The organism is Pleomorphomonas oryzae DSM 16300 (assembly GCF_000422965.1).
GTDB classification, from domain to species: Bacteria; Pseudomonadota; Alphaproteobacteria; order Rhizobiales; family Pleomorphomonadaceae; genus Pleomorphomonas; species Pleomorphomonas oryzae.
Genome location: NZ_AUHB01000004.1, coordinates 102,067 through 128,443 on the forward strand (window position 1 = coordinate 102,067; position 26,377 = coordinate 128,443).

Genomic DNA, 26,377 nt, shown 5'->3' on the forward strand with positions numbered 1-26,377 from the left:
TGGGCAAGGGTTGCTTGCTCCGGCGATGTGAGTTCGGGACCGCACATAATACGGACATCCGCGGCCCCGTTGGACAACCAAGAGGAGTGACACCCATGGCCTTTATGATTGAAACCTCCACCTGCACGGCTTGCGGCGCTTGCGAAGACGAATGCCCCAACAAGGCGATCAGCCACAAGGGCAAGGTCTACTCGATCAACGCCAAGAAGTGCACCGAGTGCGAAGGCCACTTCGACACGCAGCAGTGCGCCGAAGTCTGCCCGTCGGGCTCGTGCATGCCGGCTGCCGCCTGAGCATGCTTTTCGGAGGGCGCCGCGACCGGCGCCTTCCCTCGATATCGAAGGGAGCGGATGCCACTGGCGCCGCTCCCTTTTTCTTTGGCGTCAGTGCCCGGGATCGATGGCCTCGAGGAAAGCCGTCATCTCATCCTCACCGATCTCCGGCTCGCTGCCGACCATGACGGCGACGGCAAAGGCGATCGCCGAGGAAACCTCGGTGTGCGTCGTCGCACCGGCCCGGAGGTTCATCACCAGCGTCGGGCAAAGGAACAACGCGAGACGGATCACCTCCTGCCAGTCGGCCGGCAACAGGCCGCGCGCCTTGAGGCTGGACAGCAGCGGCTTCCAGACCAGTTCGGCCTTGGCAGCCAAGAGCGCATGCCGCACCGGCGTCAGCGCCCAGTTGGTGTCGATGGCGAGAATGCCCTCTCCGAGTTTGACTGCGGCCGAAAACCGCTGTGTCGCCTCCGCCGGATCGTAGAGCCAGAGCGGATGGGCAAACACATTGTGGAAGGTGGCCTTCACCTCGGCGATCAGCGACGGCACATGCTCGCCGGCAAACGCCGGGTCGTAGAAGCTAAGCGCTGACCCGTGTGGTCCCTGGCCATACCAGACGTTGGCATTGTGGGCGTCGCCATGGGCCACCACACCACCGGCATCGGCCAGAAAATCCGGCCTCAGCCGCGCCCCGGCGGCGGTGAACAGCTCGCCGATCGTCCGCCGATAGGCGCGTCCGTTGATCACCAAGCGACGGCTGGCAAAGTCATTCCAGCCGAGTCCGACACCCGGCAGCCGCACGGGCCTGCCAAGATAGAAGCCGGCAAACCGGCCACCAGGAAAACGCCGGCCAGGCATATCGACGAGACGATCGTAAAACAGGCGATGGATCGGCTCAGCCGAAGCCTGCGCCGTCGTCACCTTGTGCAGGCTGTCGAGATAGACGCGGGCGATCGAAGCGTCGAGGCCGCGCTCTGCTGTGATGGCGTCCGTCTCGCCAGCGACATCGCGACGCCCATCCAGAGCGGCAATATCCAGCGCCCGCAGCACGTCGGAAAAGCGAGGATCGGAGCGGCGGCGGTAGACCAGTACCTGCTCGCCCGGCAGATTGGAAACGAACACCGGCATGTCCACCGGCAGGCCGGCGCGAGCGAGGATGTCGGCGCGATAATACTCGCCGGTCATCGCCTCCTCGCCGTCCTCCTGGTGGAACTTGAAGAAATAGTCGGCCCCGCCGGCTGAGAAGAAGCCGTTCAGCGAATTGAGACTGTACTGGTCGCGGTTGATGGCGACACCTTCGGCCGAAAGACCGAACAGGTCAGCAAATAGCCCCGTCAACGCCGTTGTTGCGGCGCCCTCATCATCGGAGGCAAGGCGCCGGATCTCGGCGGTGCGGCTCGGCCCGGTCATGGCGACCCCAACAGGGTGACTGGTCGAATAATCGTCTTGAGGCCAGTCGAGCGGCCGGCCAGCAGCCGCTCATAGGCAGCCGGCACACCATCGAGATCGATCGTCTCGTCGACCAGTGCCAGCAGGCGCTTCTCAAGCGCCGGCATCAGCGCCACCGCCTCCGGCAATTCGTTGATGAAAGCGTGGCAGCCAACCAACGCAATTTCCCGCTCGACGAGCCGCACCGGATCGACGGCAAGGCTGCCATGGCCGATGCCGACCAGGGCCAGCATTCCGCTCGGCGACACGATGTCCAGAAGGGTTCCGATGACACCGGGATGCCCGGTGGCGTCGAGTACCGCCAAGAGTGGTTGATCGACAAGCGCGTCACCGACGGCTTCCGCCGTGAGATCGACGATACGAGCACCCGTCACCTCGGCGACGCGGGCCGCCCGGTCGGCGTTCCGGTCGGCAACCAGAACCGGCCCGTCGTGTCTCTCGGAAAGCAGCAGGGCCGCAAGTCCACCGATCGGACCGCAGCCGGCGATCAGCACCGGCGATCCCTTGGGAACGGCCAATCGCTTGACCGCGTGCAGCGCCACGGCCAACGGCTCGGCCATGGCGAGCACTGCCGCGTCGACTTCAGCCGGCGCCTTGACGATCAGCGAGGCCGGCAACACGACCTCTTCGGCAAAACCGCCGTCACAAACTTCGCCGACAAAGCCCAGCTTCTCGCAGACATTCGATCGGCCACCGCGGCAGGCGGCACAGACGCCGCAGGTGACGCGGGAATCCGCCACCACCGCGTCGCCCACCGCAAAACCGGCAACGCCCTCGCCCAGCGCTGCAATGACGCCGGCGAACTCGTGGCCAGCCACCGACGGCGACCGGCTGATCCAGGCGCCGGTGCGGAAGTTATGGAGGTCGGAACCGCAGATGCCGGCCGCCGAGACCATGATCCGCACCTCGCCAGCCCCAAGCGCCGGCGGCGGCGCAATGTCCTCGACGCGGAGATCGCCAGCGGCGTAGAGGCGGACGGCCTTCATCGCTCAGCCCTTGAGATAGGTGTCGCGCACCGCCGACACCGCCTGCTCGTGCGAGGAGAAGCCCTCGTAGCGGGCGAGCACGCGGGCGGTACGGGCGAGCTCTGGATAGGCCGACGCCGTGACGTAGCCGACCGACGACCGCTTGACGAAATCGTAGACCGACAGCGGACCCCAGGTGCGCGCCCAGCGGCTGGTCGGCAGTACGGCATTGGGGCCGAGGCCGAAGTTGGCGATGGACACCGGCGTATAGGGTCCCATCAGGATCTCCGCCGCCTCCGTGATCTTGCCGAGATGGGCATAAGGGTCGGTTGACAGGATCTCCAGATGCTCCGGCGCATAGTCGTTGACGAAGGCATAGCTCTCCTCGACCGACGAGGTCAGGATGATGCCGCCGAAGGCGCCGCCCAGCACCTTCTTGGAGAACTCGACGCGCTGCGCCGTCATGCGCGCCCAATGGTCCGGCAGCGCCGCCAACGCCTCCTCGGCAACGCGGCGCGAATGCGTGACGATATAGGCCGAGCTATCCGGCCCATGTTCCGCCTCGATCAGCACGTCGAGGGCGGCGAGACCGCCATGCACCGTATCGTCGGCGAAGATGATCGCTTCCGACGGGCCGGCCGGCAAACCGGCATCGATGACACCGGACAACAGGCGCTTGGCCGCCACCACCCACGGACTGCCGGGGCCGACGATCTTCAGCGCCGGCTTCACCGTCTCGGTGCCGAAGGCAACGGCGGCAACCGCCTGCGCGCCACCGACCTTGTAGACCGTCTCGACGCCGGCAAGACGGGCAGCGACCAGCGTCGCCGCGTCAACCGAACCATCGGGCGTCGGTGGCGTGACGATGGCAAGCTCCGGCACGCCGGCCACGACGGCCGGCACCGCTGTCATCATGGTCACCGACGGGAAGGCGCCCTTGCCTCTGGGGATGTAGAGCGCCACCGACTTGATCGGCGTCACCCGATCTCCAGCGAAGGCACCGGGCCGGATCTCCTTCAGCCACATGGCCTCCGGCTTCTGCTCCTCATGGAAGCGGCGGATGTTCTCGATGCCGTAGCGGATCGCCTCCACCACCTCCGGTTCGACCGCCTTGAAGGCGGCGTCGAACTCGGCCTCGGTGGCCTTGAGAGCGCCGGGCTTCACCTCCGACTTGTCGAGATCACGGGCGAAGCGATAGAGCGCCACGTCGCCTTCGCTCTTCACCGCCTCGATGATTGGACCGACCTTGTCGAGGAAGAAGGTGAGATCGGTTTCCGAGCGCTTGAGCAGGGCGGCGCGGGCCGCCGCGTCGAGCTTGGCGTAGTCGTGGAAGGAAACGTCGGTCATGGTGCAGTCCTCGAACGGCGGGGCGTTTCACGCCCTCATTTCGATTTCAGAAAAATATCCAGCCCGACCAGCCAGTCGAGCAGCGCGATGGCGATGGCGGCGACGGCAATGAACACCACGGAAATGGCGGCGAGGTCGGGCGTGATGATCGAGCGAATGGAATTGTAGATCTGCACCGGCAGCGTGACGATGCGCGCGTCGACCAGGAGCAGCGACACCAGGAACTCGTTGAGCGCCAGGATGAACATAAGCAGCGCGCCGGTGATGATGCCGGGCGTCACGGCCGGAATGGTCACGGCCAAGAAGGTGGAGAGCGGCGGCGCGCCACAGTTGGCAGCCGCGAGCTCAAGATCCGGATCAAGGCTGGCAGCGCTCGCCGTCACCGCCCAGATCATGAACGGCAGATTGATCACCGCGCAGGCGACGCCCACTGGCCAGAGCTGGCCGAGCAGGCCCCATTTGCCGAAGATCAGCATCAGGCCAATGCCGGAGCCAATCAACGGAATGGTGAAGGGCAGCAGCAGGTAGACCTGCACGCCGGCGGCAAAGCGCACCCGATATTTGGCGAGCGCAATACCGGCCAAGGTTCCCGTGGGTATGGAGATCGCCGTGCAGATGGTGGCGACGATCACCGAGCGCAGGAAGGCGTCACGAAGATCGGTGGCACCGGCAATCGCCGCGTACCACTTGAGCGACAGGCCCTCGGGCGGGAAGGTGATCATGTTGCCGGCCGTGAACGAGGCGCCCAGCACCACCAGCGTCGGCGCCGACAGCATGACCAGCGCAACGACGACGAAGGTCCAGAGGGTCACGGCCTTGGAGCGATCGCCCTTCATTTCGACCTCCCAATGGCTAGCGTACCGGCCCCGAATAGCGCGAACACCACGCCGACCATGATCGAGCCGACGGCCACCAGGAGCAACGCCAGCGTCGCCCCCATGCCCTGATCGGAGGTGCGGAAGAATTGGTCGTAGATGGCGTTGGCGATAAAGTCCTGCGAGCCACCGCCGAGGATGGCGGGAATGGCAAAGTCGGTGAGCGATAGCGTCATGACAACGAGGCCAGCGCCGATGAAGCCGGGCTTGGCGAGCGGCAGCACTACGTGGATGAACGTCCTGACCCAGTTGGCGCCGAGCGAACCGGCAGCCGATTCCATCTCTTCGGGAATAGCGGTGAGCGCCGGCGCCAGCATCAGCACGGCAAACGGCAGCATGTATTGAACAAGGCCGAACAACACCGCCGGATAGTTATAGAGGAGACGGATTGGTGACACGCCGACGAGACCAAGCGCCTCGTTGACCATGCCTTGCGAGCCCAGAATGATCAGCCAGCCATAGGCGCGTACCACCTGGCCGATGAAGAACGGCAGGAACAGCGCGATCAGCAGGAACTTGCGCAACACCGTCGAGCGCGTCCGCACCATGACGTAGGAATAGGGGAAGGCGAAGATCAGCGTAACAGCGGTGACGATCAGCGATCCGATCAGGCTGCGGCTCGCCACCGTGAAGAACAGTTTCTCGGTGAAGGCGCGATGATAGTTGGTCAGCGAATAATCGTCGGACGGCAGGAAGGTCGCCGTATCCAGCGTGCGAAACGAGCCGTCGGCCATGTCCCACAGGCCAAGAACCAGCAGCCCTACCAGCACGACGGCCGGCAACAGCATCAGCCACGGCACGGCCGCCGAGAAGCTACGCGGCCAGACGGCGGCGGCGATCGCTTCCAGGGCGTCCATCAGGCGCCAAGACAGGGGGTAGGAGGTGCGGCTCGGGCGCATTCTTCGGTCGGATCACTTCTTGAAAGCGGCCCGCCGCTCCAACGCGGCGGACCTTGTGTGCATGGAGGGCGGCCATCAGCCCTGCATGATTTCCTTGAACTTGCCGAACCACTCGCTCTCGTGCTCGACCTGCACCTTGGACGAGACGCGCAGCAGCTTCTTGTAGTCCTCGTCCTTGGTCGGATAGGACGCGTCCCCGACGAGATCGGCCGGCGGCTTCAGGCCTGGCACCACGCCCGGCAGACCGAGGCCGTCGAGCCACACCTGCTGCGCGTCGAGTGTCAGCGCGAAGTTGACATATTGCTTGGCCCAGTAGAGCTCGTTCTCCGGCAGATATTTCGGTACCCAGAGACCGTCGGTCTCGTAGGTCGCGCCCTCGTCCGGCACCGTCCAGGCGATGGCGATGCCGTTCTTCTTCGCTTCGCGGGCGTTGGAGGAAATGGTGCAGGCGACGTCGATCTCGCCCTTCTGGAACCATGTCGTGAAATCGGGGTCCTCGCCCATCAGCGGTTCGTTGGCCTTGAGCTTGGTGAAGAAATCCCAGGCCGGCTGCATGTTGGCCGGAATATCCTCGAGCTTGCCGCCGCCGGCAACCTCGGCCGGGAAATGCAGGCCGATACCGTCGTTATAGACGGCAACGCGGCCCTTGAACTTCGGATCGAGCAGCACATTCCACGACTTCGGCGCTCCCTCCGGGAAAGCCTCGGGGCGATAGGCCAGCACGTAGACGTAACCGTAGGTGTTGACGATCGGATAGCCGTCGACGCCGACCGGCTTGGCCGCATCGCTCACCGTCTTGAGGTTGGGCAGGTCGGAGAGATCCTCGGTCACGCCACGCAGGGCCGACTTGGTGGCGTTGGTCGTGGTGTCCCAGTTGACGTGGATCGGCGGCACGCGCTTCTGCGCGGCGGCAGCCCACAGCTTCGGCTGGATCTCGTTGTCCTCGGTGAGGTCATGACGGACGGCGATGCCGGTCAGCTTGGTGAAGGGATCGGAGACCCCCGCCTTCAGGCTGTCGACCCAGGAGCCGCCCCAGGCGCGAACGATGATTTCCTTGGGCTTCTCAGGCTCGGCGGCAAAGGCGCGGCCGAACGGCATGCCCACGAGACCGGCGGCACCGGCAAGGCCGACGCCCTGCAGGAAACGGCGACGGCCGAGAAGGAAGGAAGGCTTGATCGATCCAGTCATTGTCGTTCTCCTCTGGCTCTGTTTCTTGGCACTGGTCCGCTCAATCCCCGAAGACCAGTACATCCTTCACGTTCCAACCCAGCGCGACACTCGATCCGATATCGTGCTGGTTGTGGGTTACGGGATCATGATCGAACACGCGGAGCGGCGTCTCGCCCAGATCCTTGACGGACACCTCGTAGACGACTCGCTCGCCTTCGAAGATGGCGTCGGTCACCGTTCCATCGAAGATGGTGTCGACGTCGCCAAGCGCCTCGCGGCCGCTGCCGATCCGGATCTGCTCGGCCCTCAGCGCGCCCCGCGCCGCCGCTCCCGCCGCCGGACGGAAGCCGTTGCCGACCCGGCCGGCAAAGCCGGGGCGATCGAAAACGATCTTTTCGCCATCGATGCTCGCCACAGCGCCCTCGATGAAGTTGGTGACGCCGATGAAATTGGCGACGAAGGCGTTCTTCGGCTGGCGATAGGTCGCCTCTGGCCGCGCCTTCTGCTGGATGCGGCCGTGGTCCATGACGATAATCTCGTCGGACACCACCAGGGCCTCGCGCTGGTCGTGCGTCACGTTGATGGTGGTGACGTCGAGTTCGCGCTGGATGCGGCGGAACTCGAGCTGCATCTCCTCGCGCAGCTTACGATCGAGGGCGGCAAGCGGCTCATCGAGCAGCAACAGGTCCGGTTCGAACACCAGGGCGCGGGCAATGGCAACACGCTGCTGCTGGCCGCCGGACAGTTCATGGATTCGACGGTCGCCCAGCTTGCCGAGCTTGACGAGGTCGAGATAGCGCTGCACCCGATCGGGAATGCTGCGCGCATCGAAGCGGCGCATCTTCAGAGGAAAGGCAACGTTCTCGGCCGCCGTCATGTGCGGAAACAAGGCGAGCTTCTGAAACACCATGCCGATCGACCGCTTGTGCGGCGGTACGCTGCCGACGGCAAGGCCATTGATGAACACCTCGCCCGAAGTCGGCCGACCGAAACCGGCAATCATCCGGAGCAGCGTCGTCTTGCCCGAGCCCGACGGCCCGAGGATAGTAAGGAAGCGCCCCTTTTCCAGGTCGAACGTGGCGTCGCGCACCGCGTGCACGCCATCGAACACCATGTTGACGCCACGGACCGACACCGCAAACGGTGCATCGGCTGCCATCGTTTCCGTCATCCCCTTACTCTCTGATCCTCAAAGCTCCGCGCGCTTCCCTCCCCAGGAAACGCCGCAGTACCATATACATCTCTAGACAGGTCGTCATCCGCTTTTCGCGTTGTTTTTATGCACGCCTCAAATTGAGGCAAGATAGCCGCCATCCACTGGGATGCACTGGCCTGTTATGTAGGCAGAGGCATCCGAAGCCAGGAAAATGACCGCGCCAGCCAGGTCACCGAGTGCCCCGAAACGACCGAGCGGTATTTTGGCCAGCATCGAAGCCTGCCAGGCGTCATCGCGGTAAAAGACGTCAGTCATCGCCGTACGAAAGTAGCCCGGCGCTACGGCGTTGACCCGGATCCCAAGGCTTGCCCATTCGGTGGCGAGCGCCGTGGTCATGCCGAGAATGCCGGATTTCGACGCGCCATAGGGCACGGCAGTGGGAACGCCGACATAGCTCGTCAGAGAGGCAAGGTTGATGATCGAGCCGCCTCGCCCGGCGGCCTGCATCTGCCGCGCCACCGCCTGCGCCACGAAGAAGGCGCCCTTGAGGTTCGTGTCCACCACCCGGTCCCACACCGCCTCTTCGATGTCGAGCGAAGGGGTTACTTCCTCATAGCCGGCGTTGTTGACCAGGATGTCGAGCCCACCCAAAGCAACCACTGCCTGCTGAACGGTCGAGCGACTGGTCGCGACGTCGCGCACGTCCTGGGCCAGCGGCACCGCGCGTCGTCCCAGCGCCTCGACGGCAGCAACCGTTTCTTCGAGCGATGCGGCATCGCGGGCAGTGACGGCAACGTCCGCCCCCGCGCCAGCCAGCGCGGCCGCCAGGGCCTGACCAATGCCTCGGCTCGCCCCAGTCACCAGCGCCTTGCGACCTTCGAGAGTGAAGAGAGCGAGCGGCGACATGGGAAAACTCCAGGCAGAATGGAACGCGCCAACCCTCTTCCCCAGAGCAGTCGGCGGCCGGCAATGCATCATTTCCAGACAGCGATGTCCAGTGACGTAATGCCGATTTTCGATGGGTCATTCGGATTTTGTTGAGCTGTCTTGCGCAAGTCGCTCATCGTCCGCAAGCTGTCTTGCCTGCGAATAGCTTGCATCGCAGTCGAGGTTGTCTATACATATGAACCCAACATCCAAGTCAGGTATCGCGATGGCTTCCCGCCTGTTCCGCAACGCTCGCCTCGTCACGATGGCCGACCCCACCTGCATCATGCCGGTGGAGCGCGCGGCAATCCTCGCCATGGACGGCCGCATCGCCTATGTCGGGCCGGAAGCGGACATGCCGGCGAACGCCTCCAGCGTCGAGATCATCGATCTTGAAGGGCGACTGGTGACGCCGGGTCTCATCGACTGTCACACCCATCTGGTGCACGGCGGTGACCGTGCCCACGAGTTCGAGCTGCGCCTTGCCGGCGCCAGCTATGAGGAAATCGCCCGCGCCGGCGGCGGCATCGTATCCACGGTTGCCGCCACCCGCGCAGCCGGTGAAGATGGTCTCATGGCCAGCGCCCTCCCCCGGCTCGATCACCTGATCGCCGAGGGCGTCACCACCGTCGAGGTGAAGTCCGGCTATGGCCTGGACCTCGACAGCGAGCGCAACCAGCTACGAGCCGCTCGCCGTCTTTCCAGCGAGCGAAAGGTCACGGTGAGCACCAGTTTCCTCGGTGCCCACGCCTTGCCCTCGGAATTCAAGAGCAGCCGCGCCGGCTATCTGGCGCTTGTCCGCGACAAGATGCTGCCAGCCATCGCCGCCGAAGGGCTTGCCGACTGCGTCGATGCCTTCTGCGAGGCGATCGCCTTCGCGCCCGACGAGGTGGACGACCTGTTCACCGCCGCCCGGCGTCTCGGTCTCAAGGTGCGGCTCCATGCCGACCAACTGTCCAACCTCGGCGGCGCGGCGCTTGCCGCGCGCCATGGTGCGCTCTCAGCCGATCATCTCGAACACACCGACGAGGCCGGCGCTGCAGCCATGGCTGCCGCCGGCACCGTCGCCGTGTTGCTGCCTGGTGCCTTCTACTTCATCCGCGAAACCAAGCTGCCGCCGGTCGATCTGTTTCGCAAGCATGGCACCCGCATCGCCATCGCCACCGACTGCAATCCCGGCACGTCGCCGCTGACCTCACCGCTGCTCGTCATGAACATGGCAGCGACCCTGTTCCGCATGACGGTGGCCGAATGCCTGGCCGGCATGACCATCCACGCCGCCGCCGCCCTCGGTCTCGCCGAGGAGACGGGATCGATCGTGACAGGCAAATGGTGCGACCTCGCGGTCTGGGACGTCGAACGACCCGCCGAACTGGTCTACCGCATGGGCTTCAATCCGCTCGCCGCCCGCTATTGGAGAGGTGAATGAAAGACACTCCGATCCTTCACCGCCTCGTCCCCGGCGAGGTGCCGTTGTCGGTCTGGCGCGCCATTTATTTCGGCGATGGCGCGACCATTGACCCGTCCGCGCGTGGCCCGGTCGACAAGGCCGCCGCCACCATCGAAGCGATCATCGGCAAGGGCGATCCGGTCTACGGCGTCAACACAGGCTTCGGCAAGCTCGCCTCGGTCCGCATCGACACCGCCGATCTCGAAACGCTCCAGCGCAATATTGTCCTGTCGCATGCCGCAGGCGTCGGCGAGCCGCTGGCAATCGCCGTCGTCCGGCTGATCATGGCGCTGAAACTGGCAAGTCTCGCCCAAGGCGCCTCGGGCGTGCGCTGGGAAACGCTCGAGCAGCTTGGCGCCTGTCTCGAACGCGGCCTGATCCCGGTCATACCGGGCCAAGGCTCGGTCGGCGCCTCCGGCGACCTGGCGCCGCTTGCCCACATGACCGCAGCATTGATGGGCGTCGGCCAAATGTTCGTCGAAGGGCGCCCGGTCGATGCAGCCGCGGCGCTAGAAGCCAATGGCCTTGCGCCGCTCGTTCTCGGCCCCAAGGAAGGGCTGGCCCTTCTCAACGGAACGCAGGTATCGACGGCGCTGGCGTTGGCCGGCCTGTTCGAGACCGAGCGCGTGTTCCAGGCGGCTCTGGTCACCGGCGCACTGTCGGTCGACGCGGCCAAGGGCTCGGACGGCCCGTTCGATCCGCGCATTCATACCCTGCGTCGACACAAGGGCCAGATCGACGTCGCCGCCAGCCTGCGCGGGCTGCTGTCGGGCTCAATCATTCGGGCGTCGCATCTCGACGACCACGGCCGCGTCCAGGATCCCTACTGCCTGCGCTGCCAGCCGCAGGTGATGGGCGCCTGCCTCGACCTGCTACGTCAGGCGGCAGCGACGCTGAATGACGAGGCCAACGGCGTTTCCGACAATCCGCTGGTGTTCACCGACACCGGCGAGGTGATCTCCGGCGGCAACTTCCACGCCGAACCGGTCGCCTTCGCTGCCGACATCATTGCGCTGGCCATCTGCGAGATCGGCTCGATCGCCGAGCGACGCGTTGCCATGCTGGTCGACCCAGCGCTCTCCGGCCTGCCGGCCTTCCTGACACCGAAGCCCGGCCTCAACTCCGGCTTCATGATCCCGCAGGTGACTGCGGCGGCCCTGGTCTCGGAAAACAAGCAGATGGCCCACCCGGCCTCGGTCGATTCCATCCCGACGTCGGCCAACCAGGAAGATCACGTCTCCATGGCCACCCATGGCGCCCGCCGCCTTGCCGCCATGGCAAGGAACGCCGCCAACGTCATTGGCATCGAATATCTCGCCGCTGCGCAGGGCATTGGCTTCCACGCGCCACTGAAGACGTCGACGCCTCTGACCGCCGCCATCGAGTTGTTGCGCGCTGACGTGCCGCCACTCACCGACGACCGACATTTTGCCCCGGACATCGAGGCAGCCACCCGCCTCGTCACCTCCGGCCGGCTTGCAGCCGCTCTCGGAAGCGATCTTCTGCCGACCCTGGTGCAAGAATGAGCGACGCTCCGGATCTGGTTATCCGGCGCGGTCAAGCGCCGCTCGTCCTTTCCCTGCCGCATGTCGGCACGGCGATCCCCGAGGACATCGAAACGCGGCTCGTATCGCCTTGGCTGGCCCGCAAGGACGCCGACTGGTGGATCGACAAGCTCTATGATTTCGCCGCGGAGCTGGACGCCACCATTGTCCGCGCCCACTGGTCGCGCACGGTAATCGACCTCAATCGCGACCCGACCGGCGTCTCGCTCTATCCTGGCCAAGCCACGACGGGCCTTTGCCCAGTCGAAACCTTCGACGGCGAACCGCTCTATCGGCCAGACGAGGAACCCGACGCCCAGGAGATCGAGGCGCGCAAGGTTGCCTTCTATCAGCCCTATCATGCAGCCTTGTCCAAGGAAATTAGCCGGATACGCAACAAGCATGAGCGCGTCGTTGTCTACGACTGCCACTCCATCCGTTCCGCCATTCCCAGGTTGTTTGCCGGCAAACTACCGGTATTCAATCTGGGCACGAACAGCGGCGCGTCCGCCGATCCGGAGCTTGTGCAGCACGTTGCCGACATCCTCGCCACCTCGGGCCGCAGCCACGTGGTCGACGGACGCTTCAAGGGCGGCTACATCACCCGCCACTACGGCCAGCCGGAAAAGGGCGTTCACGCCCTGCAGATGGAGATCGCCTGTCGAGGCTATATTCCGGAAGCCTTGGGCCCGGTCAGTGAAGCCGGTTGGCCGATCGCCTATAACACTGCATTCGCGGCACCGACGCGGGTGACGCTGCTCTCCGTGCTGACCGCCTGCCTGGTCTTCGCCAACGGCTAAGCGTCACTCGACGACCCGGAGGGATCGCTTTCCGGACGGGCCGGACAGCGGAATGACATCCACCGCCACGGTCAGGCTGTGGGCACCGAATGCGACGATGACGCCATCGAGTGGCGACACGTCGGAATAGTCGCGGCCGATCGCCAGCACGAGATGATCCTCGCCCGCCACGATGCCATTGGTGGGGTCGAGCCCCACCCAACCGGCCTCGCCACCGCACCACACCTCCGCCCACGCGTGGGTGGCATCGGCGCCTTCGAGCCGCGCCTGGCCGGGTGGCGGCTCGGTGCGGAGATAGCCCGAAACATAGCGTGCCGGCAGCGCCAGGCCGCGAAGCCCGGCGATCATCACATGGGCGAAATCCTGGCAAACGCCCTTCCTGGTAACGAAGGCCTCGGACGGACTGGTGTCGGCATCGGTGGCGCCAAGCACGTAGGCAAAGTCGCCCTTGATCCGCTTCATGAGTTCGATCGCCCCTTCCAGCATCGGCCGCCGCGCAGGAAAGGACAGGCCCGCGTAGCGGGTAATGGCTGCGTCAAGCGGCACCGACGGCGAAGCGAAAAGACCGTGCACGGGGGAATCGGCGCCAGGGTCGCTGCTCGCCGCCGCCAGTGCCCGCACCTCCGCCGAGGACGGCGTCAGCGCCGCGAGATAGGGCTCGGCCGGCGCCACCTCCACCTCGGCATCGAGACGCACCGTCAGCTCATCATGCGGCCGATCGAGGGCGAAATGACAGATGCGATTGCCGAAGAAATCGATGGTTTCCCGCCGCTCGGCCGGCGTAGGTGCAATGGCAAGTGTCGCCTGCCGCACCGTCTGCCCCTTGCGATCCACCGGCAGGAGGCGGGCAACATGGCTGGAATAGGGAACGGCCGCCGCGTAGACGTAACGCGTTTCCTGCCTGAGCTCGTAGATCATTCCAGCTCCTCCGGCCGCGCCTCGCTGGGGCGCTGGGTGAAGAAGCGATCGGTGACGAGGCTGGACAGACGCAGGAGACGACCGGTGATCTTGTCGATATCGCGCACATCGATCTTCTCGGCAGCGGTGTTGGCGATGCGCGCATCGAGCTTGCGGGCAAGGCGCAACAGCTCTACCGGCCGGCCGTCGAGGCGGGTAGCCGGCAGCGCTTCGAGATGCTCGACGATACGCGCCATCTGGAAGGCGACAGAACGCGGATTGGCATCATCGAGCATCAGGAGGTCGATCACCGGCAAAGGGGCCGGTCGCATGACGTAGCGCCAGCGATAGGTGATCTGGCTGTCACCGGCCTCAAGCGCCAGATCGAGCGCTTCGGTCGATGGCGCATTGAGGGCGAAGCGGCGGACGATCGCCGCCGTGGCCAGGGCCCGTTCGATACGCCGGCCGATATCGAGGAAGCGCCATCCCATGGCGCGGTTCATGTTTTCGGCCGCGAGGCCGGCAAAGGCGGCGATGCGACGCAGACCGTGATTGACCTCGTCGAGCATCTGGGCCGGCGTGAGGCGCTGCCGGTCGATGGTTTCGAACAGCACGGCAATTTCCGTCACCGCCCGAAAGGCGTCCGGCGCCAGCCGATCGCGGATAGCCGAGCCGGCGGCTCGTGCCGCGCCGGTCAGCGCCGGCAGGCCGGACGGTGAGGCCGGATCGCTGAGCGCGGCGGCAACGAGATCGATCGGCGTTCCCTTGCGGTCGAGATCGATGGCGCCGATGAAGCGCAGATGCTCGGTGAGCATCTGGATGATCGGCTGATCGGCATCGCCGCCGGCCTCGACCAAGCGGTTGATCAGCGCCCTCAGGAGACGCAGCGTGCCTTCCGCCCGTTCGAGATAACGGGCCAGCCAGTAGAGATTGTCGGCCGAGCGCGACGGCAGCGTACCGGTGGAGCGGCGGATGGCGACCCGATCCGGCTGCGGTAACAGCGAGGTCTCTTTGACTGGCGTGTCGGACAGCACCCAGACGTCGGCCGTCTCCGCGCCCTGCTGCATCGACACGAGGCGGGCATCGCTCGATCCGGAGATGCGGCAGAACCCGCCGGGCATCACCACCCAATCCTGATCGCCGACAGCTGCCACGAAAAGGCGCAGGACAAAAGGTTTGGGCACGAGGCGGCCACCATCCCACACCGGCATGGTGGAGAGCCCGACGTTCTCCTGGCCGACCACGTCGAGACCGCGCGTCTCGATCAGCGTCCGTGTCGCCTGCCGCTCGCTCTTGCTCATCGTCGCGCCGAGCTTGCTCCAGAAGGGCAAGCCCGACAGGGAGCCGGAAAAGGCCGGCGCGATGGCCATACGGTCGAAGCGATCGAGCACCGTCCGCCGCTCCGCCTCCTGGCCGCACCACCAGGTGGCCAGGTTGGCTAGCAACAGCGGCTCGCCGAGCAGACGTCGGCACAATGCTGGCATGAAGCCCATCAGCGCTCGCGATTCGGCAATGCCGGAGCCCAGCGCATTGGTGACGTCGACGCGGCCGGACCTGATGGCCTGCACGAGGCCCGGCACGCCGAGCGCCGAGGCGGTACGGAGTTCCAAGGGATCGGCGAAATCGCCGTCAAGGCGCCGCCACAGCGCGTCGATACGCTTGAGGCCTGAGACGGTGCGCACATAGACGGCATCGTCACGCACCGTCAGGTCGCCGCCTTCCACCAACAGGAACCCGAGATAGCGGGCGAGATAGGCGTGCTCGAAATAGGTCTCGTTGAGCCGCCCAGGGGTGAGCAGGCCGACCCGCGCTTCCGCACCGGCATTGAGAGCGGCAAGGTCGTCGCGGAAAGCCTGGAAGAACGGCGCGAGACGCTCGACGTTGAGGCCGCGTGCCACCTCCGGCAGCGCCCGCGTCACCGCGAGGCGATTTTCCAGCGCGTAGCCGGCACCCGACGGTGCCTGCGCGCGATCGCTGAGCACCCACCATTGGCCATCCGGGCCGCGTCCCAGATCGACGGCGAAGAAACGCAGGAAGCGGCCGCCCTTTGGTTTGACGCCGACCAGCGGCCTCAGAAAATCCGGACTGCCGGCGATGGCGGCGGCCGGCAGCACACCATCGCGAGCGAGCCGACCCGCACCGTAGACATCGGCGAGCAGCGCCTCGGCAAGATGAGCGCGCTGGATGGCGCCCGCCGACAGCTCTTCCCATTCGGATGCCGAGATGAGAAGCGGTACCGGGGTCAGCGGCCAGGGGCGCTCGGCACCGTCCGGATCATCATAGACGCGGAAGAAAACGCCGGAATTCTTGAGCTGCTGCTCGGCCCCGGCAAAGGCCTCGCGCACGCCCTCCTCGCCGAGTTCGGCAAGACGCTGAAGAAAGGCTGGCCAGGGGCCGCGCAAGCTGCCGTCCGGCGCCATCATCTCGTCATAGGCGCCGGCAAGCGGCTTGTAGCCCCGCGTCAGCAGGCCCAATCCGGCATTCTGTCCGGCGGGAATCGGATCGGGCTGAAGCTTGCTCATCAGGTTTCCGGCGTGGGCGGCGGGCAGGACGCCCCCACCGCGAGTTAAACAGACCGGCACTATATCGCCAAGTCGCCTGTCGTAGGCAGCTTTCAGACGCCGGCCGGCCGGCGCAGATCGAGCGTCGTCGGGAACTCGCCGGATGCCTCCTCGGCCGGCAGACGCACCGTTCCCAGCGAATGGCCGAAATCCTGGAAGCGGGCGAGCCGCCGTGCCTCCGCCTCGTAGGCGTTGATGGGGAAAGTGTCGTAGTTGCGGCCGCCGGGATGGGCGACGAAATAGGTGGCGCCGCCCAACGAGCGCTTCGACCAGCGGTCGAGGATCTCGAAGGTCAGCGGTGCGTTGACCGGCAGCACCGGATGAATACCGCTCGCCGGCTGCCAGGCCTTGAAGCGCACGCCGCCGACATAGCTGCCGTTGCGATCCGTCGCCGCGAGCGGCACGCGTCGGCCATTGCACACCAGCACATGGCGGGCCGGATCGAAGCCGGAAACGCGCGCCTGCAGCCGCTCCACCGAGCTATCGACGAAGCGCACCGTGCCGCCGGCCGCTCCCTGCTCGCCGGTGACATGCCACGGTTCGAGCGCGCCCCTCAGTTCCAGCGCAACGCCCTGCCGGGTGACGGTGCCGAAATAGGGGAAGCGGAACTCGCGCTGCGCGTCGTACCAGACCGCCTCCATCGGATAGCCGGCGCGGTTGAGATCGGCGATCACCTCCAGGAAGTCCTGCCAGACGAAGTGCTCCAGCATGAAGCGATCGAACAGCGCCGTGCCATGCCGCGTGAAGCTGCCCTGCTGCGGCTCCTTCCAGAACCAGGCGATCAGTGCCCGCAGCAGAAGCTGCTGGGCGAGCGACATGCGCGCGTCCGGCGGCATCTCGAAGGAGCGGAACTCGACAAGACCCAGCCGTCCCGTCGGCCCATCCGGCGAGAACAGCTTGTCGATGCAGATCTCCGAGCGGTGGGTATTGCCGGTGACGTCGGTCAGAAGGTTGCGGAACAGCCGATCGACCAGCCAGGGCAACGGTGCCGGCCCTTCGCCGGGCACCGGCACCTGGGCCAGCGCGATCTCCAGCTCGTAGAGGCTGTCATGCCGCGCCTCGTCGATGCGCGGCGCCTGGCTGGTTGGCCCGATGAACAGACCCGAGAACAGGTAACTGAGCGAGGGGTGTCGCTGCCAATAAAGAACCAGGCTCTTGAGAAGATCGGGCCGGCGCAGGAAGGGGCTATCGGCCGGCGTTGCGCCGCCCACTACCACATGATTGCCGCCACCGGTACCGGTGTGGCGGCCGTCGATCATGAACTTGTCGGTACCGAGGCGGGAAAGCCGCGCCTCCTCGTAGACGGCCGAGGTAATGGCGACGCAGTCCCGCCAGCCGGCGGCCGGATGAATATTGACCTCGATGACGCCGGGGTCCGGCGCCACGCGAATGACGTTGAGGCGCGGGTCGGCCGGCGGCGGATAGCCTTCGATGTGAACCGGCAGGCCGAGATCCTCGGCCGTCGCTTCGACAGCGGCAAGCAGCTCGAGATAATCGTCGGCACCGGCGACCGGCGGCATGAAGACGCAGAGACGGCCATCCCTCGGCTCGACGCTCATCGCCGTGCGCACCGCGCCAACGCCGGTCATCCACTGGGTGACACGCGGATCATCGGGCGCTGCCTCGCGCGAATGCTCGTAGGCAGTGGCGAGCTCGTCGGGGTCCGGCAGGTCGGGCAGGTCGCCCATCAGGTCGCGGTCGACATGGAATGGATAGGCGGCCGGCGGCACCCATGGCAGCGCGGCCAGCGGCAAGCGAAAGCCGGCCGGCGAGTCACCTGGAACCAGGTAGAGCTTGCCGCGCCGGAAATTCCAGACCTCAGAAACCCAGCTCCTGCCGGCACTCGCCTGCCAGCGCTGCACGGGCAGCACATAGGCGCTGGGGGTGCCCAGACCGCGCTCGAACACCCGGGCAATGCGAGCGCGCGCCTCCGGGTCGTCCAGCTTGCTGTCTTCCGTGGTGACGTTGTCCGGCAGGCCGCCTTCCTTCAGGATCCAATAGGCCGGGTCCTCGTAGGCCGGAACGGCGCACTTGCCGGGCACGCCGAGCCGGCGGGCGACACCCCGGGCCAGCGAGCAGGCCGCCTCGGCATCAGCCGTCGTCGGCTGGCTTTCGGGCGCAACGAGATCGAGGTTGCGCCAGATCGGCTTGCCGTCCTTGCGCCAGTAGAGCGAGAAGGTCCAGCGCGGCAGGCTCTCGCCGGGATACCACTTGCCCTGTCCGTAATGCAGAAAACCGCCCGGCGCGAAACGAGCGGCAAGGCGGCGGATCAAGTCGTCGGCAAGGCCGCGCTTGGTGGGGCCCACGGCAGCCGTGTTCCACTCCTCCGACTGGTAGTCGTCGATGGAGACGAACGTCGGCTCGCCGCCCATGGTCAGGCGCACGTCGCCGTCCCTAAGATCGGCATCCACCGCTTGCCCCACACCGTCGAGCCGCGCCCAAGCCTCGTCCGAGAACGGCCAGGTGACGCGCGGCCGTTCGTCGATGCGGGCGATCTTCATGTCGAAGAAGAATTCGGTCTTGGTGTCGGGTGCCCCACTGTAGGAGCCGACAATCGGAGCCGCCGAGCGGTAATGCGGCGTAGCGGCCAGCGGAATATGGCTCTCGCCAGTCAGCAGACCCGAGGTGGGATCAAGGCCGATCCAGCCGGCGCCGGGGATATAGACCTCCGCCCAGGCGTGCAGATCGGTGAAGTCGACCTCAGTACCGGAGGGGCCGTCGAGCGCCTTGACGTCCGGCCGGAGCTGAATGAGGTAGCCGGAGACGAAACGGGCAGCAAGGCCAAGCCGGCGCAACAGCTGCACCAGCAGCCAACCGCTGTCACGGCAGGAGCCGGCGCGCCGCGACAACGTCTCCTCGGGGTTCTGCACGCCCGGCTCGAGACGGATCTCATAGGCGATGTGCCGCTGCAGCGCCTGATTCACCGCGACGACGAAATTGGTGGTCTGGGCCCGCTCGCGTGGAATCGCCGCCAGATAGGCTTCGAACAGCGCGCCCTCCCCCTCGCATTCGAGGAAAGGCGCCAGATCCTTGGCAAGCTCCGGCGCGTAAGTGAACGGCCAGTGCTCGGCATACTCCTCGATGAAGAAGTCGAAGGGATTGTAGACCGCCATCTCGGCGAGCAGGTCGACGCTGACCGAGAATTCGGTCGCCGGTTCGGGAAAGATGAAGCGAGCCAGCCAGTTGCCGTGCGGATCCTGCTGCCAGTTGACGAAATGATTCTCCGGCGTGACCTTCAACGTGTAGGCCGGCACGGCGATCCGGCTATGCGGCGCCGGCCTCAGCCGCACCACTTGCGGAGAGAGAACAACCGGCTTGTCATAGACGTAGCGGGTGACGTGCGTCAGCTTGGTCAGGACGGCCATCATCTCTCCCTGCGGTCGCATCGAGCGCGACCGCATTTAAGGGCGAAACGTCCATCCGGGAAAGCCCTGAGCTTGGGCGTCACCTGCTCGCTTTATAGGCAGACCTTCAGGACTTGCGCGACAGCGGGTCGATGATGATGTCGTAGAGGCGGGAGGCCGACAACGTGGCGATCTCCTCATAGAGCGCATTGTCGGTGGGAAGCCCGGTAGCGGCGGCATCGACCGGCGGTGGCACCACCCAGCGCAAGCGGTCCCAGCCACGGCTCTGCCCCTCGATCTTCAGCACCTCGACGAATTTGCGGCCGATCCCACGGTTACGATAATTGGGCAGGACGTAGATGTCCTCGAGATGACCGACACGATGGCCGGACATGGTGTCGGGCAGGTCGAAGAACACCGCAAAGCCGACCAGTTCCTCATCGACAAAGGCACCGAGCACTTCCGTTGCCGGATCGACGGCAAGGAGCTCGGAGTAATACTCGTCCGGACGGCGCGGCGCTCCGCGCTTCATTGCCTGGGCATAGGCGGCGATGATGGGCGCCAGCTTGTGGGCGTCCGCCTGGGTGACGGCGGCAATCGTCAGCGGCATGATCAAAAGTCCCCCGGATAAGCGACACTTACGCGTGACACCCGCATTACTTGCCCCATGCAGGCGGCTTGGGCAAGGCTGAGACGACGAGGGGGCGCTTTTTTTAGCGGACACCGGCACCGGTCCGCTCACACCGGCGTGACGGCGGCCGGGCTGGTCATTGCCGCTTGCCGCCGCTATCGTCGCAGCGAAATCGGGAACGCCGGGGGACAAGCCGCGATGAGCGACATCTTCGACCATTTCAACCGTCAGGCCGAGGCCTGCCGCACCATGGGCTCCCCGTTCACGGCTCGCCTCGCCGACCTGGCGCCACGTTTCCTCGACCGGACGACTTTGACCGGCCGACGCATCCTCGCCTGGAATGGCCACGCCGGCGAAGACGCGGTGCCGCTGCGCCTGTTCGGCGGCTTGCACCGACTGGTGCTGACTCGCCGGGATGCCGCCCTTGCTGCCGTCTATCCACCAGCCGAAGCCTCAGATGAGTCACTGAGTACCGCCGTGAGCACCGCCATTGCCCGGCACGACCATGAGCTTCATGATATTCTGATGAGCCCGCCGCAGACCAACGAGGTCGGCCGGTCGGCCATGCTGCTGCCCGGCTTCCTGTGGCTTGCCCGGCGCTTCGGTCCGAAACTCGACATTCTGGAGATCGGTGCCAGCGCCGGCCTGAACCTGCACTGGGACGACTACGCCTATCGCTATGGCGAGGCTCGCTGGGGCAAGAAAAAGGCGCCCATCGAGCTTGCTCCGGACTGCGACGCGCCGCCGCCACTCGATGGCACCATCGAGGTGGTGCGCCGCCGAGCCTGCGACCTTTCCGCACTCGATCCATCGGACGCCGAGCACCGAACGCGCCTGCTCTCCTACGTCTGGGCCGACCAGACCGAGCGCAAAGCACGCCTCGTCGCCGCGCTCAACCACGCCGCCGCCCGCCCCGAGCGGGTGGAAGCGCTCGACGCGGCGGATTTTCTTGCCCGTGAGCTGACCACGCCGCCGGAGAGCGGGACGTTGCGTGTCGTGGTGCATTCGATCTTCTGGCAGTATCTCGCCGATCCGATCCGCCTTCGCATCCAGACCGCCATGCTCAGAGCTGCCGAGATCGAACCACTTGCCTGGTTGCGGCTGGAGGCGGACGGCAAGACGCCCGGCGCCGGCCTCATCGTCACCCTGTTCCCGTCCGGCGAGCACCACGTTCTGGCACGTGGCGACTTTCACGGACGCTGGCTGCGCTGGCTCGGCGAAGTGTAGCTACAGCTCCGAGCAACTCACCGGAGCCCACCGCACCAAGACATCGTCGATAGCTTGGCAGGTCTGCCGGGACCGCGCTTACGCCGCACGCCCCCGGCGAGATCAAGGGTCTTCGACCCCAGCGAAAACAGCTGCTTCTGCTGAGACCTAAGAGCCTGGTCGGTCAAACACGCTTTTCAATGAACGGCACGATCTCATCGTTGATTTCCGGGCCGAAGAACTTGAAAAGGACGAGGGGCGTGTCGCCGGTGTTTTTGACTTCGACGCCTTTGAGCGCTCGGTCGTGACTCACCAGGAACTCATCGCGCGAATCCTCCAGCGTGACCTTCTGCCCTTCCACCGGGAAGCCGCCGACCGTACCGTGCCCCTTCCAGACGAAGATGCCATGCACACCGAGTGCCGGGCTCAGATAGCTGGCGCCTGGAGCGAGCGTCACTCGCGTACCGTTGAAGCGCGTCGAGTTGTACCAGACCCATTCCTCGCTGACGCCGTCTGGTACCGGGGCACTGATCGGCTGCGGATGGAGACGATGGTTCTCGTAGAAATAAGGATCGGCGCAGGCAGCCCAGTCGACATCGTCGAGGGCCGCCTCTTCCTGCTTGGCCTTCACCTCGGCATCGGGGATATGGCGGTAGAGCATCGACTTGTCGATCTTGGTGCCTTCGATCTCGGCCTGCATCACCGACATGATGTCCGACGATTCCTGCAGTTCAAGCGTCAGTGCCGTGCCCGGCGCATGCAAGATCCCCGGCGCCAGATGGAAGCCCTCGCCGACAACGTTGAGATACGCCCGAGCGTGCTTCAGCACGTCCTCGCCCTGCCAATTGACGAGATAGGGCAACAGCAATTCCTTCTGCAGACCTTCACGAACGATATAGGGGTGGACGCCGAAGAAGGTCTCGGGATGGGCACCGAGATCGGCGTCAAGATAGTGGTAGGCCTCTTCCTTGGAGTTCATGCCCACCTTGGCCGCATCGGCCTTCTTCTGATGGATGTGATAGAAAAGCCGCTTCTTGTAGTCATAGATCTTCAGCAGACGATCCAGTCCATGGTGGCGCTTGGCATACTCGGGACCGAGCAAGGCTTCCCGACAGGTCTCAAGCGCGTCGATGAGCAGGATTGGCTCGCCAGCCGACATCTTGATGTAGGACTGCCCCTCGTGCGGCACATTGATGGTGTTGTCGGCTTTCGTTTCCGAGACGATCCAGCGCTCGCAAATAAACCCGCGAGGCCCGACATCATACTCGGCCTCGGTCAAACCCAGCCGCTTGCCCGGCGGAAGAAAGTCGCGAGCCACCCAGCAGGGCTTCATCGGCAAAAGCCCATGGTTGGCATTGAGCTCTCTAGTGACGCGGTCACGAATACCGTTCTTGTCCATTTTCTTCTCCTTGCCTTTCCTCACCGAAATTCGGACCGGCAACCACCGGCATCCGGAAGATGCGTGTCCCAACAGGGGCAAACTCAACAGCTTGCGAACGGCACGTTTCCAGGCAAGGAACGCAAAGCGAGCCTTGACAGGAGGTCGCCCACCTCTATGTTAACGAAAACATCTATCTGAATACATCCTGTGTTCCTCGAGGATTACTTGACAACACTCAAAGAAATCGCCAAACGAGCGAACGTATCTGTGATGACAGTGTCTCGGGTTGTAAAGAATTCGGGCTACGTCAACGCCGAGACGCGAAAGCTCATCGAGGCGGTGATCAAGGAACTGGACTACAGACCAAACGAGATTGCTCGCAGCCTGCATCGCTCCAGCACCAAGAACATTCTTCTGATTGTTCCCGACATCGAAAATCCGTTCTTTGCGGAAATGATCAAGGGAACGACCACCGTTCTGCGGCAACATGGCTATCAGTCGATCTTTGCCGACTCCGACGGTGAAATCGGCAACGAGAAGGAGATCGCTGAGCGCGCCCTGTCGCGCATCGTCGACGGCGTCATCCTCTACTGTCCACGCGCCGAATCGGCCTATTTCGACTTCCTGAGCGCCCGCGTGCCCCTGCTGGTGGTCGACCGCCGCATCACGTCGCACGCCGTTGACCACATCTACATCGACAACAAACCCAGCGCCGAGGCCGCCGTCGACTACCTGATCGCCAATGGTCACCGCGACATCGGCCTGATCGGCGGGCCGCAGAACGTGCTGGCCAACCTCCGGCGCAAGAGCGGCTACCTCGCCTCGCTCAAGGCGCACGGCATTCCCGTGAACGATCAGTTCATGTTCTTCTGCGGCTTCGAATTCGAGGATGGCGTTTCCGCTTTCGAATATTTCTCGCAGATGGAGCACCGGCCCACTGCCTATTTTGCCACCAATGATCTGATGGCCCTTGGTTTCATCCAGCAAGCCCAAGAAAAGGGGTTGGCTATCCCGAGCGATATCTCGGTGGTGGGCTTCGACAACATCGCCATGTCGCGCCTCATCAGCCCCGCCCTCACCACCGTCGACAATCCCCGCCACGACATGGGGGCGCTTGCCGCCTTCCGCATGCTGAAAAAGCTCGACCCGACGGTCGAGGTGCCGCAGTTCAGCCTGACCAACCGCATGGTCATTCGTGGCTCGGTGCGCAACATCACCTGAGGCAACGGGCAGCAAGACAGCGCTCGGGGCCATAATCAGGCGTCCTTAACCGGAGCGAGTTCGAAGCCAACGTCAATGTTGACGGTTTTGATCGCGCCCGGCGCCAGCATCTCGGCGCCCTCCTCGGCAAGGATGGCGTCACGGCCGGCGACGAAGCAATTGCCGGGCTCGATGCCCAGCACATAGTCGCGCTCGCCCATCATTTTCCACTCGACGAGACAACCGAGCTCCGCGGTAGGCAGGCGCATGGTCATGCTGAGGCGCCTGTCGCCGATGACGTTGCCAAGACGGATTTCCGTCGTCTCGGCCTGCTTGGCGAGGCGATGGTAGAAGACTCGCTCAGCGATGCCCGCAACAGGAGCCGTCATGTGTCGCCAGCCGGGAATATCGGCAATCTGGCTCGGATCGCGAACGCTGGTTGAAAGCGGCGACGGCACGACGTCAAGCTCAGCGGTCTCCGACAGAAACGGATAGCCGAAATTGAAATGGTAGAGCAGGAAGAGCGGCGCGGCCGAAGCCCCCATGTTGGTGATCTCGTCGCTGATGCGAAAGCCGTTCTCACCGACGACGAAGCGATAGGTGCGCCGAAGCTCAAGGGCGGTCCCCATGACGATGGCGTCGCGCACCACGCCGTAAACATCGATGACGAATCGGTCGTCAATCCACCGGCGCTGCACCGCCACCTCGCGCGCCGGCAGGTGCGACAGCCGGCCATGCAAACCGACCTCGATGCCATCGACCGTGGTGGCGGCTCCGACGTTGGTAAGCCCGCACGACGTCATCAGGCCGCCGCCAAAAGATTGAAGCCAGCCCGAGCCGGTCGGGTTGTAATAGCAAGGCGCCATCGGACCGACCGCCGAAAACCAATTGATCGGAATGCCGCCGATACTTGCTTCGCCAAGCCCCATGCCACGATCGGTCAGCACCTGGCAGGCCAGGCCCGCCCCTGTCCGTACGCTGACGGTCTGCATGCCGCGGGCCGGACCCTCCCCAAATGTGAAAAGCTCAGCACCACCGATCTGGTCCATGCAGCCGACACGCCGGAGTAGTTCGGCGCGGGAGATCCTTGCGAAGTGGGAAGAAGACATTGGTATCGCCTTGTCGTTGCGGCGGATCGGCGACGATGCGTCGATCCGCCCGTTTGGGCGTCGCCATTCGGCAGACGAAATTCCTCCCTCGCGCCGCAGAGACTGCTTCGCGTTGTTTTGACCATTGTCTGGCTCGAAGGAGAGCTGGCTCTTTTACTCGATGTACCTTGCGGTCTATTCCATCCGCCTCACTTGGCGGGCAAGGTGTCCGGGGTGATCAGCTTGACGGGAACGTAGGTTTCGCTCTCGGGCTTCTTGCCGTCGTTCAGGAAAGCGGCGGCCGTCTCGACGCCGAGCTTGCCCATCTCGTAGGGTTGCTGGGCGACGGTGGCGGCCATCCGGCCTTCCTTGATGGAAGCCAGCGCATCCCCCGTACCATCGAAGCCGACTACGAGCACTTGCTTGCTCTTGCCGGCAGCGGAAATCGCCTCGACCGCTCCGAGGGCCATTTCATCGTTCTCGGCAAACACCGCAGCGAGGTTGGGGTGGGCCTGCAGGATGTTCTGCATGACGTCCATGCCCTTGGCACGCTGGGACTCGGCTGTCTGCGAGGCGACGATCTTGATGCCCTTCTCCTTCATGACTTCCTTGAAGCCCTGGCCGCGCAGCGCGGGGATGACATAGCCCGGCTGGCAACTGATGTGGGCGACCTCGGCATCGGCGGGGATCTTGCTCGCCACGAACTCGCCGGCGATCCGTCCGCCCTTGAGATTGTCGGAGACAATCAGGCTCTCAATGCTGCCACTGGCGACGCCGATGTCGAGCACGAAAACCGGGATCTTCGCCTTGTTTGCCGCCGCGACCGCGTTGGCGCCCGAGTTGGCATCCCATGGCGACAACAGGATGGCGTCGACCTTCTTCTGGATCATGTCATCGATGTTGGACAGTTCGCGGGCTGCATCCGTACGGGCATCCATCACCACTACGTCGATGCCCTGGGCCTTGGCCTGATCCTTGACGCCATTGGCAACAGCAACCCAGTACTGGTTACCGAGGTCCTGAACGGCATAACCGAATACCTTGGCGTTTCCAGCCAGCGCCGTTCCGGCGGTCAAGGTCAGCGGCAATGCCATGCTCATGACGGCCAGAAATGTACGTCGCGTCGTTGTCATATCGTTTCCTCCTTCGCCTGTTTTTGGAGCGCGGCATCGAAATCGTACGCCGCACTCTTTTTGCTTAGCGATGACCGGA

At 64.8% G+C, this 26,377-nt stretch carries 21 protein-coding genes; 6 read left to right on the plus strand and 15 right to left on the minus strand.

Going from position 1 to position 26,377, the window contains the following annotated elements:
- The first annotated feature begins 95 nt into the window (after positions 1-95).
- Complete coding sequence (locus tag G522_RS0108140) at positions 96-293, plus strand: 4Fe-4S binding protein (protein ID WP_026790610.1); 198 nt, start codon at positions 96-98, stop codon at positions 291-293.
- Between the two features lie 90 nt (positions 294-383).
- Here G522_RS0108140 and G522_RS0108145 read toward each other — a convergent pair whose 3' ends face one another.
- The 8 genes from G522_RS0108145 to G522_RS0108180 form a co-directional block, all read right to left on the minus strand.
- Complete coding sequence (locus G522_RS0108145) at positions 384-1,685, minus strand: hypothetical protein (RefSeq protein WP_026790611.1); 1,302 nt, start codon at positions 1,683-1,685, stop codon at positions 384-386.
- A complete protein-coding gene (locus G522_RS0108150) occupies positions 1,682-2,710 on the minus strand; it encodes a zinc-dependent alcohol dehydrogenase (protein WP_026790612.1) in 1,029 nt (342 codons plus the stop codon). The genes G522_RS0108145 and G522_RS0108150 overlap by 4 nt, the downstream gene beginning before the upstream one ends.
- 3 nt (positions 2,711-2,713) lie before the next feature.
- Positions 2,714-4,036, minus strand: a complete 1,323-nt coding sequence (hisD, locus tag G522_RS0108155; RefSeq protein ID WP_026790613.1) for a histidinol dehydrogenase — start codon at positions 4,034-4,036, stop codon at positions 2,714-2,716.
- Positions 4,037-4,071: 35 nt separating this feature from the next.
- Complete coding sequence (locus G522_RS0108160) at positions 4,072-4,872, minus strand: ABC transporter permease (RefSeq protein ID WP_026790614.1); 801 nt, start codon at positions 4,870-4,872, stop codon at positions 4,072-4,074.
- Positions 4,869-5,810 carry an ABC transporter permease gene (locus G522_RS0108165; RefSeq protein WP_026790615.1) on the minus strand — a complete coding sequence of 314 codons (942 nt, stop codon included), beginning with the start codon at positions 5,808-5,810 and terminating at the stop codon, positions 4,869-4,871. The genes G522_RS0108160 and G522_RS0108165 overlap by 4 nt, the downstream gene beginning before the upstream one ends.
- Positions 5,811-5,885: 75 nt before the next feature.
- Positions 5,886-6,998 carry an ABC transporter substrate-binding protein gene (locus tag G522_RS0108170; protein WP_026790616.1) on the minus strand — a complete coding sequence of 371 codons (1,113 nt, stop codon included), beginning with the start codon at positions 6,996-6,998 and terminating at the stop codon, positions 5,886-5,888.
- 40 nt (positions 6,999-7,038) lie between these two features.
- Positions 7,039-8,151: an ABC transporter ATP-binding protein gene (locus G522_RS0108175; protein WP_026790617.1), complete on the minus strand. Its 1,113-nt coding sequence runs from the start codon at positions 8,149-8,151 to the stop codon at positions 7,039-7,041.
- A 117-nt stretch (positions 8,152-8,268) separates the two neighbouring features.
- The gene (locus G522_RS0108180) at positions 8,269-9,042 is read right to left on the minus strand and encodes an SDR family NAD(P)-dependent oxidoreductase (protein ID WP_026790618.1); all 774 of its coding nucleotides are present in this window, start codon (positions 9,040-9,042) and stop codon (positions 8,269-8,271) included.
- Between the two features lie 247 nt (positions 9,043-9,289).
- Between G522_RS0108180 and hutI the strand changes: the two genes are divergently transcribed.
- From hutI to hutG, 3 genes are read left to right on the plus strand one after another with little or no spacing between them, the layout of a single operon-like run.
- Positions 9,290-10,492 carry an imidazolonepropionase gene (gene hutI, locus G522_RS0108185; protein WP_026790619.1) on the plus strand — a complete coding sequence of 401 codons (1,203 nt, stop codon included), beginning with the start codon at positions 9,290-9,292 and terminating at the stop codon, positions 10,490-10,492.
- Positions 10,489-12,039, plus strand: coding sequence for a histidine ammonia-lyase (hutH, locus tag G522_RS0108190; protein ID WP_026790620.1), 1,551 nt, complete (start codon positions 10,489-10,491; stop codon positions 12,037-12,039). The genes hutI and hutH overlap by 4 nt, the downstream gene beginning before the upstream one ends.
- Positions 12,036-12,857, plus strand: coding sequence for an N-formylglutamate deformylase (gene hutG, locus G522_RS0108195; protein WP_026790621.1), 822 nt, complete (start codon positions 12,036-12,038; stop codon positions 12,855-12,857). Before hutH ends, hutG begins: the two co-directional genes overlap by 4 nt.
- Before the next feature lie 3 nt (positions 12,858-12,860).
- Here the strand turns inward: hutG and G522_RS0108200 are convergent, their stop codons facing one another.
- The 4 genes from G522_RS0108200 to G522_RS0108215 form a co-directional block, all read right to left on the minus strand.
- Complete coding sequence (locus tag G522_RS0108200; RefSeq protein WP_026790622.1) at positions 12,861-13,775, minus strand: transglutaminase family protein; 915 nt, start codon at positions 13,773-13,775, stop codon at positions 12,861-12,863.
- Complete coding sequence (locus tag G522_RS26110; RefSeq protein WP_051228446.1) at positions 13,772-16,276, minus strand: circularly permuted type 2 ATP-grasp protein; 2,505 nt, start codon at positions 16,274-16,276, stop codon at positions 13,772-13,774. Before G522_RS26110 ends, G522_RS0108200 begins: the two co-directional genes overlap by 4 nt.
- Before the next feature lie 92 nt (positions 16,277-16,368).
- Positions 16,369-19,680 carry a transglutaminase family protein gene (locus tag G522_RS0108210; RefSeq protein ID WP_026790623.1) on the minus strand — a complete coding sequence of 1,104 codons (3,312 nt, stop codon included), beginning with the start codon at positions 19,678-19,680 and terminating at the stop codon, positions 16,369-16,371.
- A gap of 106 nt (positions 19,681-19,786) precedes the next feature.
- The gene (locus tag G522_RS0108215; protein WP_026790624.1) at positions 19,787-20,269 is read right to left on the minus strand and encodes a GNAT family N-acetyltransferase; all 483 of its coding nucleotides are present in this window, start codon (positions 20,267-20,269) and stop codon (positions 19,787-19,789) included.
- 219 nt (positions 20,270-20,488) lie between these two features.
- Here G522_RS0108215 and G522_RS0108220 point away from each other — a divergent pair, with 219 nt between their 5' ends.
- Entirely contained in the window at positions 20,489-21,517 is a 1,029-nt protein-coding gene (locus G522_RS0108220) for a DUF2332 domain-containing protein (RefSeq protein ID WP_026790625.1), read from the plus strand.
- A 163-nt stretch (positions 21,518-21,680) separates the two neighbouring features.
- Here G522_RS0108220 and G522_RS0108225 read toward each other — a convergent pair whose 3' ends face one another.
- Positions 21,681-22,895: a cupin domain-containing protein gene (locus tag G522_RS0108225; RefSeq protein ID WP_026790626.1), complete on the minus strand. Its 1,215-nt coding sequence runs from the start codon at positions 22,893-22,895 to the stop codon at positions 21,681-21,683.
- Positions 22,896-23,084: 189 nt separating this feature from the next.
- Between G522_RS0108225 and G522_RS0108230 the strand changes: the two genes are divergently transcribed.
- On the plus strand, positions 23,085-24,098 hold the full coding sequence (locus G522_RS0108230; RefSeq protein WP_281168450.1) for a LacI family DNA-binding transcriptional regulator: 1,014 nt from the start codon (positions 23,085-23,087) through the stop codon (positions 24,096-24,098).
- A 35-nt stretch (positions 24,099-24,133) separates the two neighbouring features.
- On the opposite strand, the gene G522_RS0108235 is transcribed toward G522_RS0108230, so the two are convergent.
- Together G522_RS0108235 and G522_RS0108240 are read right to left on the minus strand one after the other, a co-directional pair.
- A complete protein-coding gene (locus G522_RS0108235; RefSeq protein WP_084633033.1) occupies positions 24,134-25,186 on the minus strand; it encodes an aldose 1-epimerase family protein in 1,053 nt (350 codons plus the stop codon).
- A 188-nt stretch (positions 25,187-25,374) separates the two neighbouring features.
- Complete coding sequence (locus G522_RS0108240; RefSeq protein WP_026790629.1) at positions 25,375-26,298, minus strand: substrate-binding domain-containing protein; 924 nt, start codon at positions 26,296-26,298, stop codon at positions 25,375-25,377.
- Positions 26,299-26,377: the final 79 nt, after the last annotated feature.

Coding starts and splice junctions, on each gene's coding strand:
- G522_RS0108140 (WP_026790610.1), top strand. CDS start 96: ATGGCCTTTATGATTGAAACCTCCACCTGCACGGCTTGCGGCGCTTGC.
- G522_RS0108145 (WP_026790611.1), bottom strand. CDS start 1,685: ATGACCGGGCCGAGCCGCACCGCCGAGATCCGGCGCCTTGCCTCCGAT.
- G522_RS0108150 (WP_026790612.1), bottom strand. CDS start 2,710: ATGAAGGCCGTCCGCCTCTACGCCGCTGGCGATCTCCGCGTCGAGGAC.
- hisD (WP_026790613.1), bottom strand. CDS start 4,036: ATGACCGACGTTTCCTTCCACGACTACGCCAAGCTCGACGCGGCGGCC.
- G522_RS0108160 (WP_026790614.1), bottom strand. CDS start 4,872: ATGAAGGGCGATCGCTCCAAGGCCGTGACCCTCTGGACCTTCGTCGTC.
- G522_RS0108165 (WP_026790615.1), bottom strand. CDS start 5,810: ATGCGCCCGAGCCGCACCTCCTACCCCCTGTCTTGGCGCCTGATGGAC.
- G522_RS0108170 (WP_026790616.1), bottom strand. CDS start 6,998: ATGACTGGATCGATCAAGCCTTCCTTCCTTCTCGGCCGTCGCCGTTTC.
- G522_RS0108175 (WP_026790617.1), bottom strand. CDS start 8,151: ATGACGGAAACGATGGCAGCCGATGCACCGTTTGCGGTGTCGGTCCGT.
- G522_RS0108180 (WP_026790618.1), bottom strand. CDS start 9,042: ATGTCGCCGCTCGCTCTCTTCACTCTCGAAGGTCGCAAGGCGCTGGTG.
- hutI (WP_026790619.1), top strand. CDS start 9,290: ATGGCTTCCCGCCTGTTCCGCAACGCTCGCCTCGTCACGATGGCCGAC.
- hutH (WP_026790620.1), top strand. CDS start 10,489: ATGAAAGACACTCCGATCCTTCACCGCCTCGTCCCCGGCGAGGTGCCG.
- hutG (WP_026790621.1), top strand. CDS start 12,036: ATGAGCGACGCTCCGGATCTGGTTATCCGGCGCGGTCAAGCGCCGCTC.
- G522_RS0108200 (WP_026790622.1), bottom strand. CDS start 13,775: ATGATCTACGAGCTCAGGCAGGAAACGCGTTACGTCTACGCGGCGGCC.
- G522_RS26110 (WP_051228446.1), bottom strand. CDS start 16,276: ATGAGCAAGCTTCAGCCCGATCCGATTCCCGCCGGACAGAATGCCGGA.
- G522_RS0108210 (WP_026790623.1), bottom strand. CDS start 19,680: ATGGCCGTCCTGACCAAGCTGACGCACGTCACCCGCTACGTCTATGAC.
- G522_RS0108215 (WP_026790624.1), bottom strand. CDS start 20,269: ATGCCGCTGACGATTGCCGCCGTCACCCAGGCGGACGCCCACAAGCTG.
- G522_RS0108220 (WP_026790625.1), top strand. CDS start 20,489: ATGAGCGACATCTTCGACCATTTCAACCGTCAGGCCGAGGCCTGCCGC.
- G522_RS0108225 (WP_026790626.1), bottom strand. CDS start 22,895: ATGGACAAGAACGGTATTCGTGACCGCGTCACTAGAGAGCTCAATGCC.
- G522_RS0108235 (WP_084633033.1), bottom strand. CDS start 25,186: ATGTCTTCTTCCCACTTCGCAAGGATCTCCCGCGCCGAACTACTCCGG.
- G522_RS0108240 (WP_026790629.1), bottom strand. CDS start 26,298: ATGACAACGACGCGACGTACATTTCTGGCCGTCATGAGCATGGCATTG.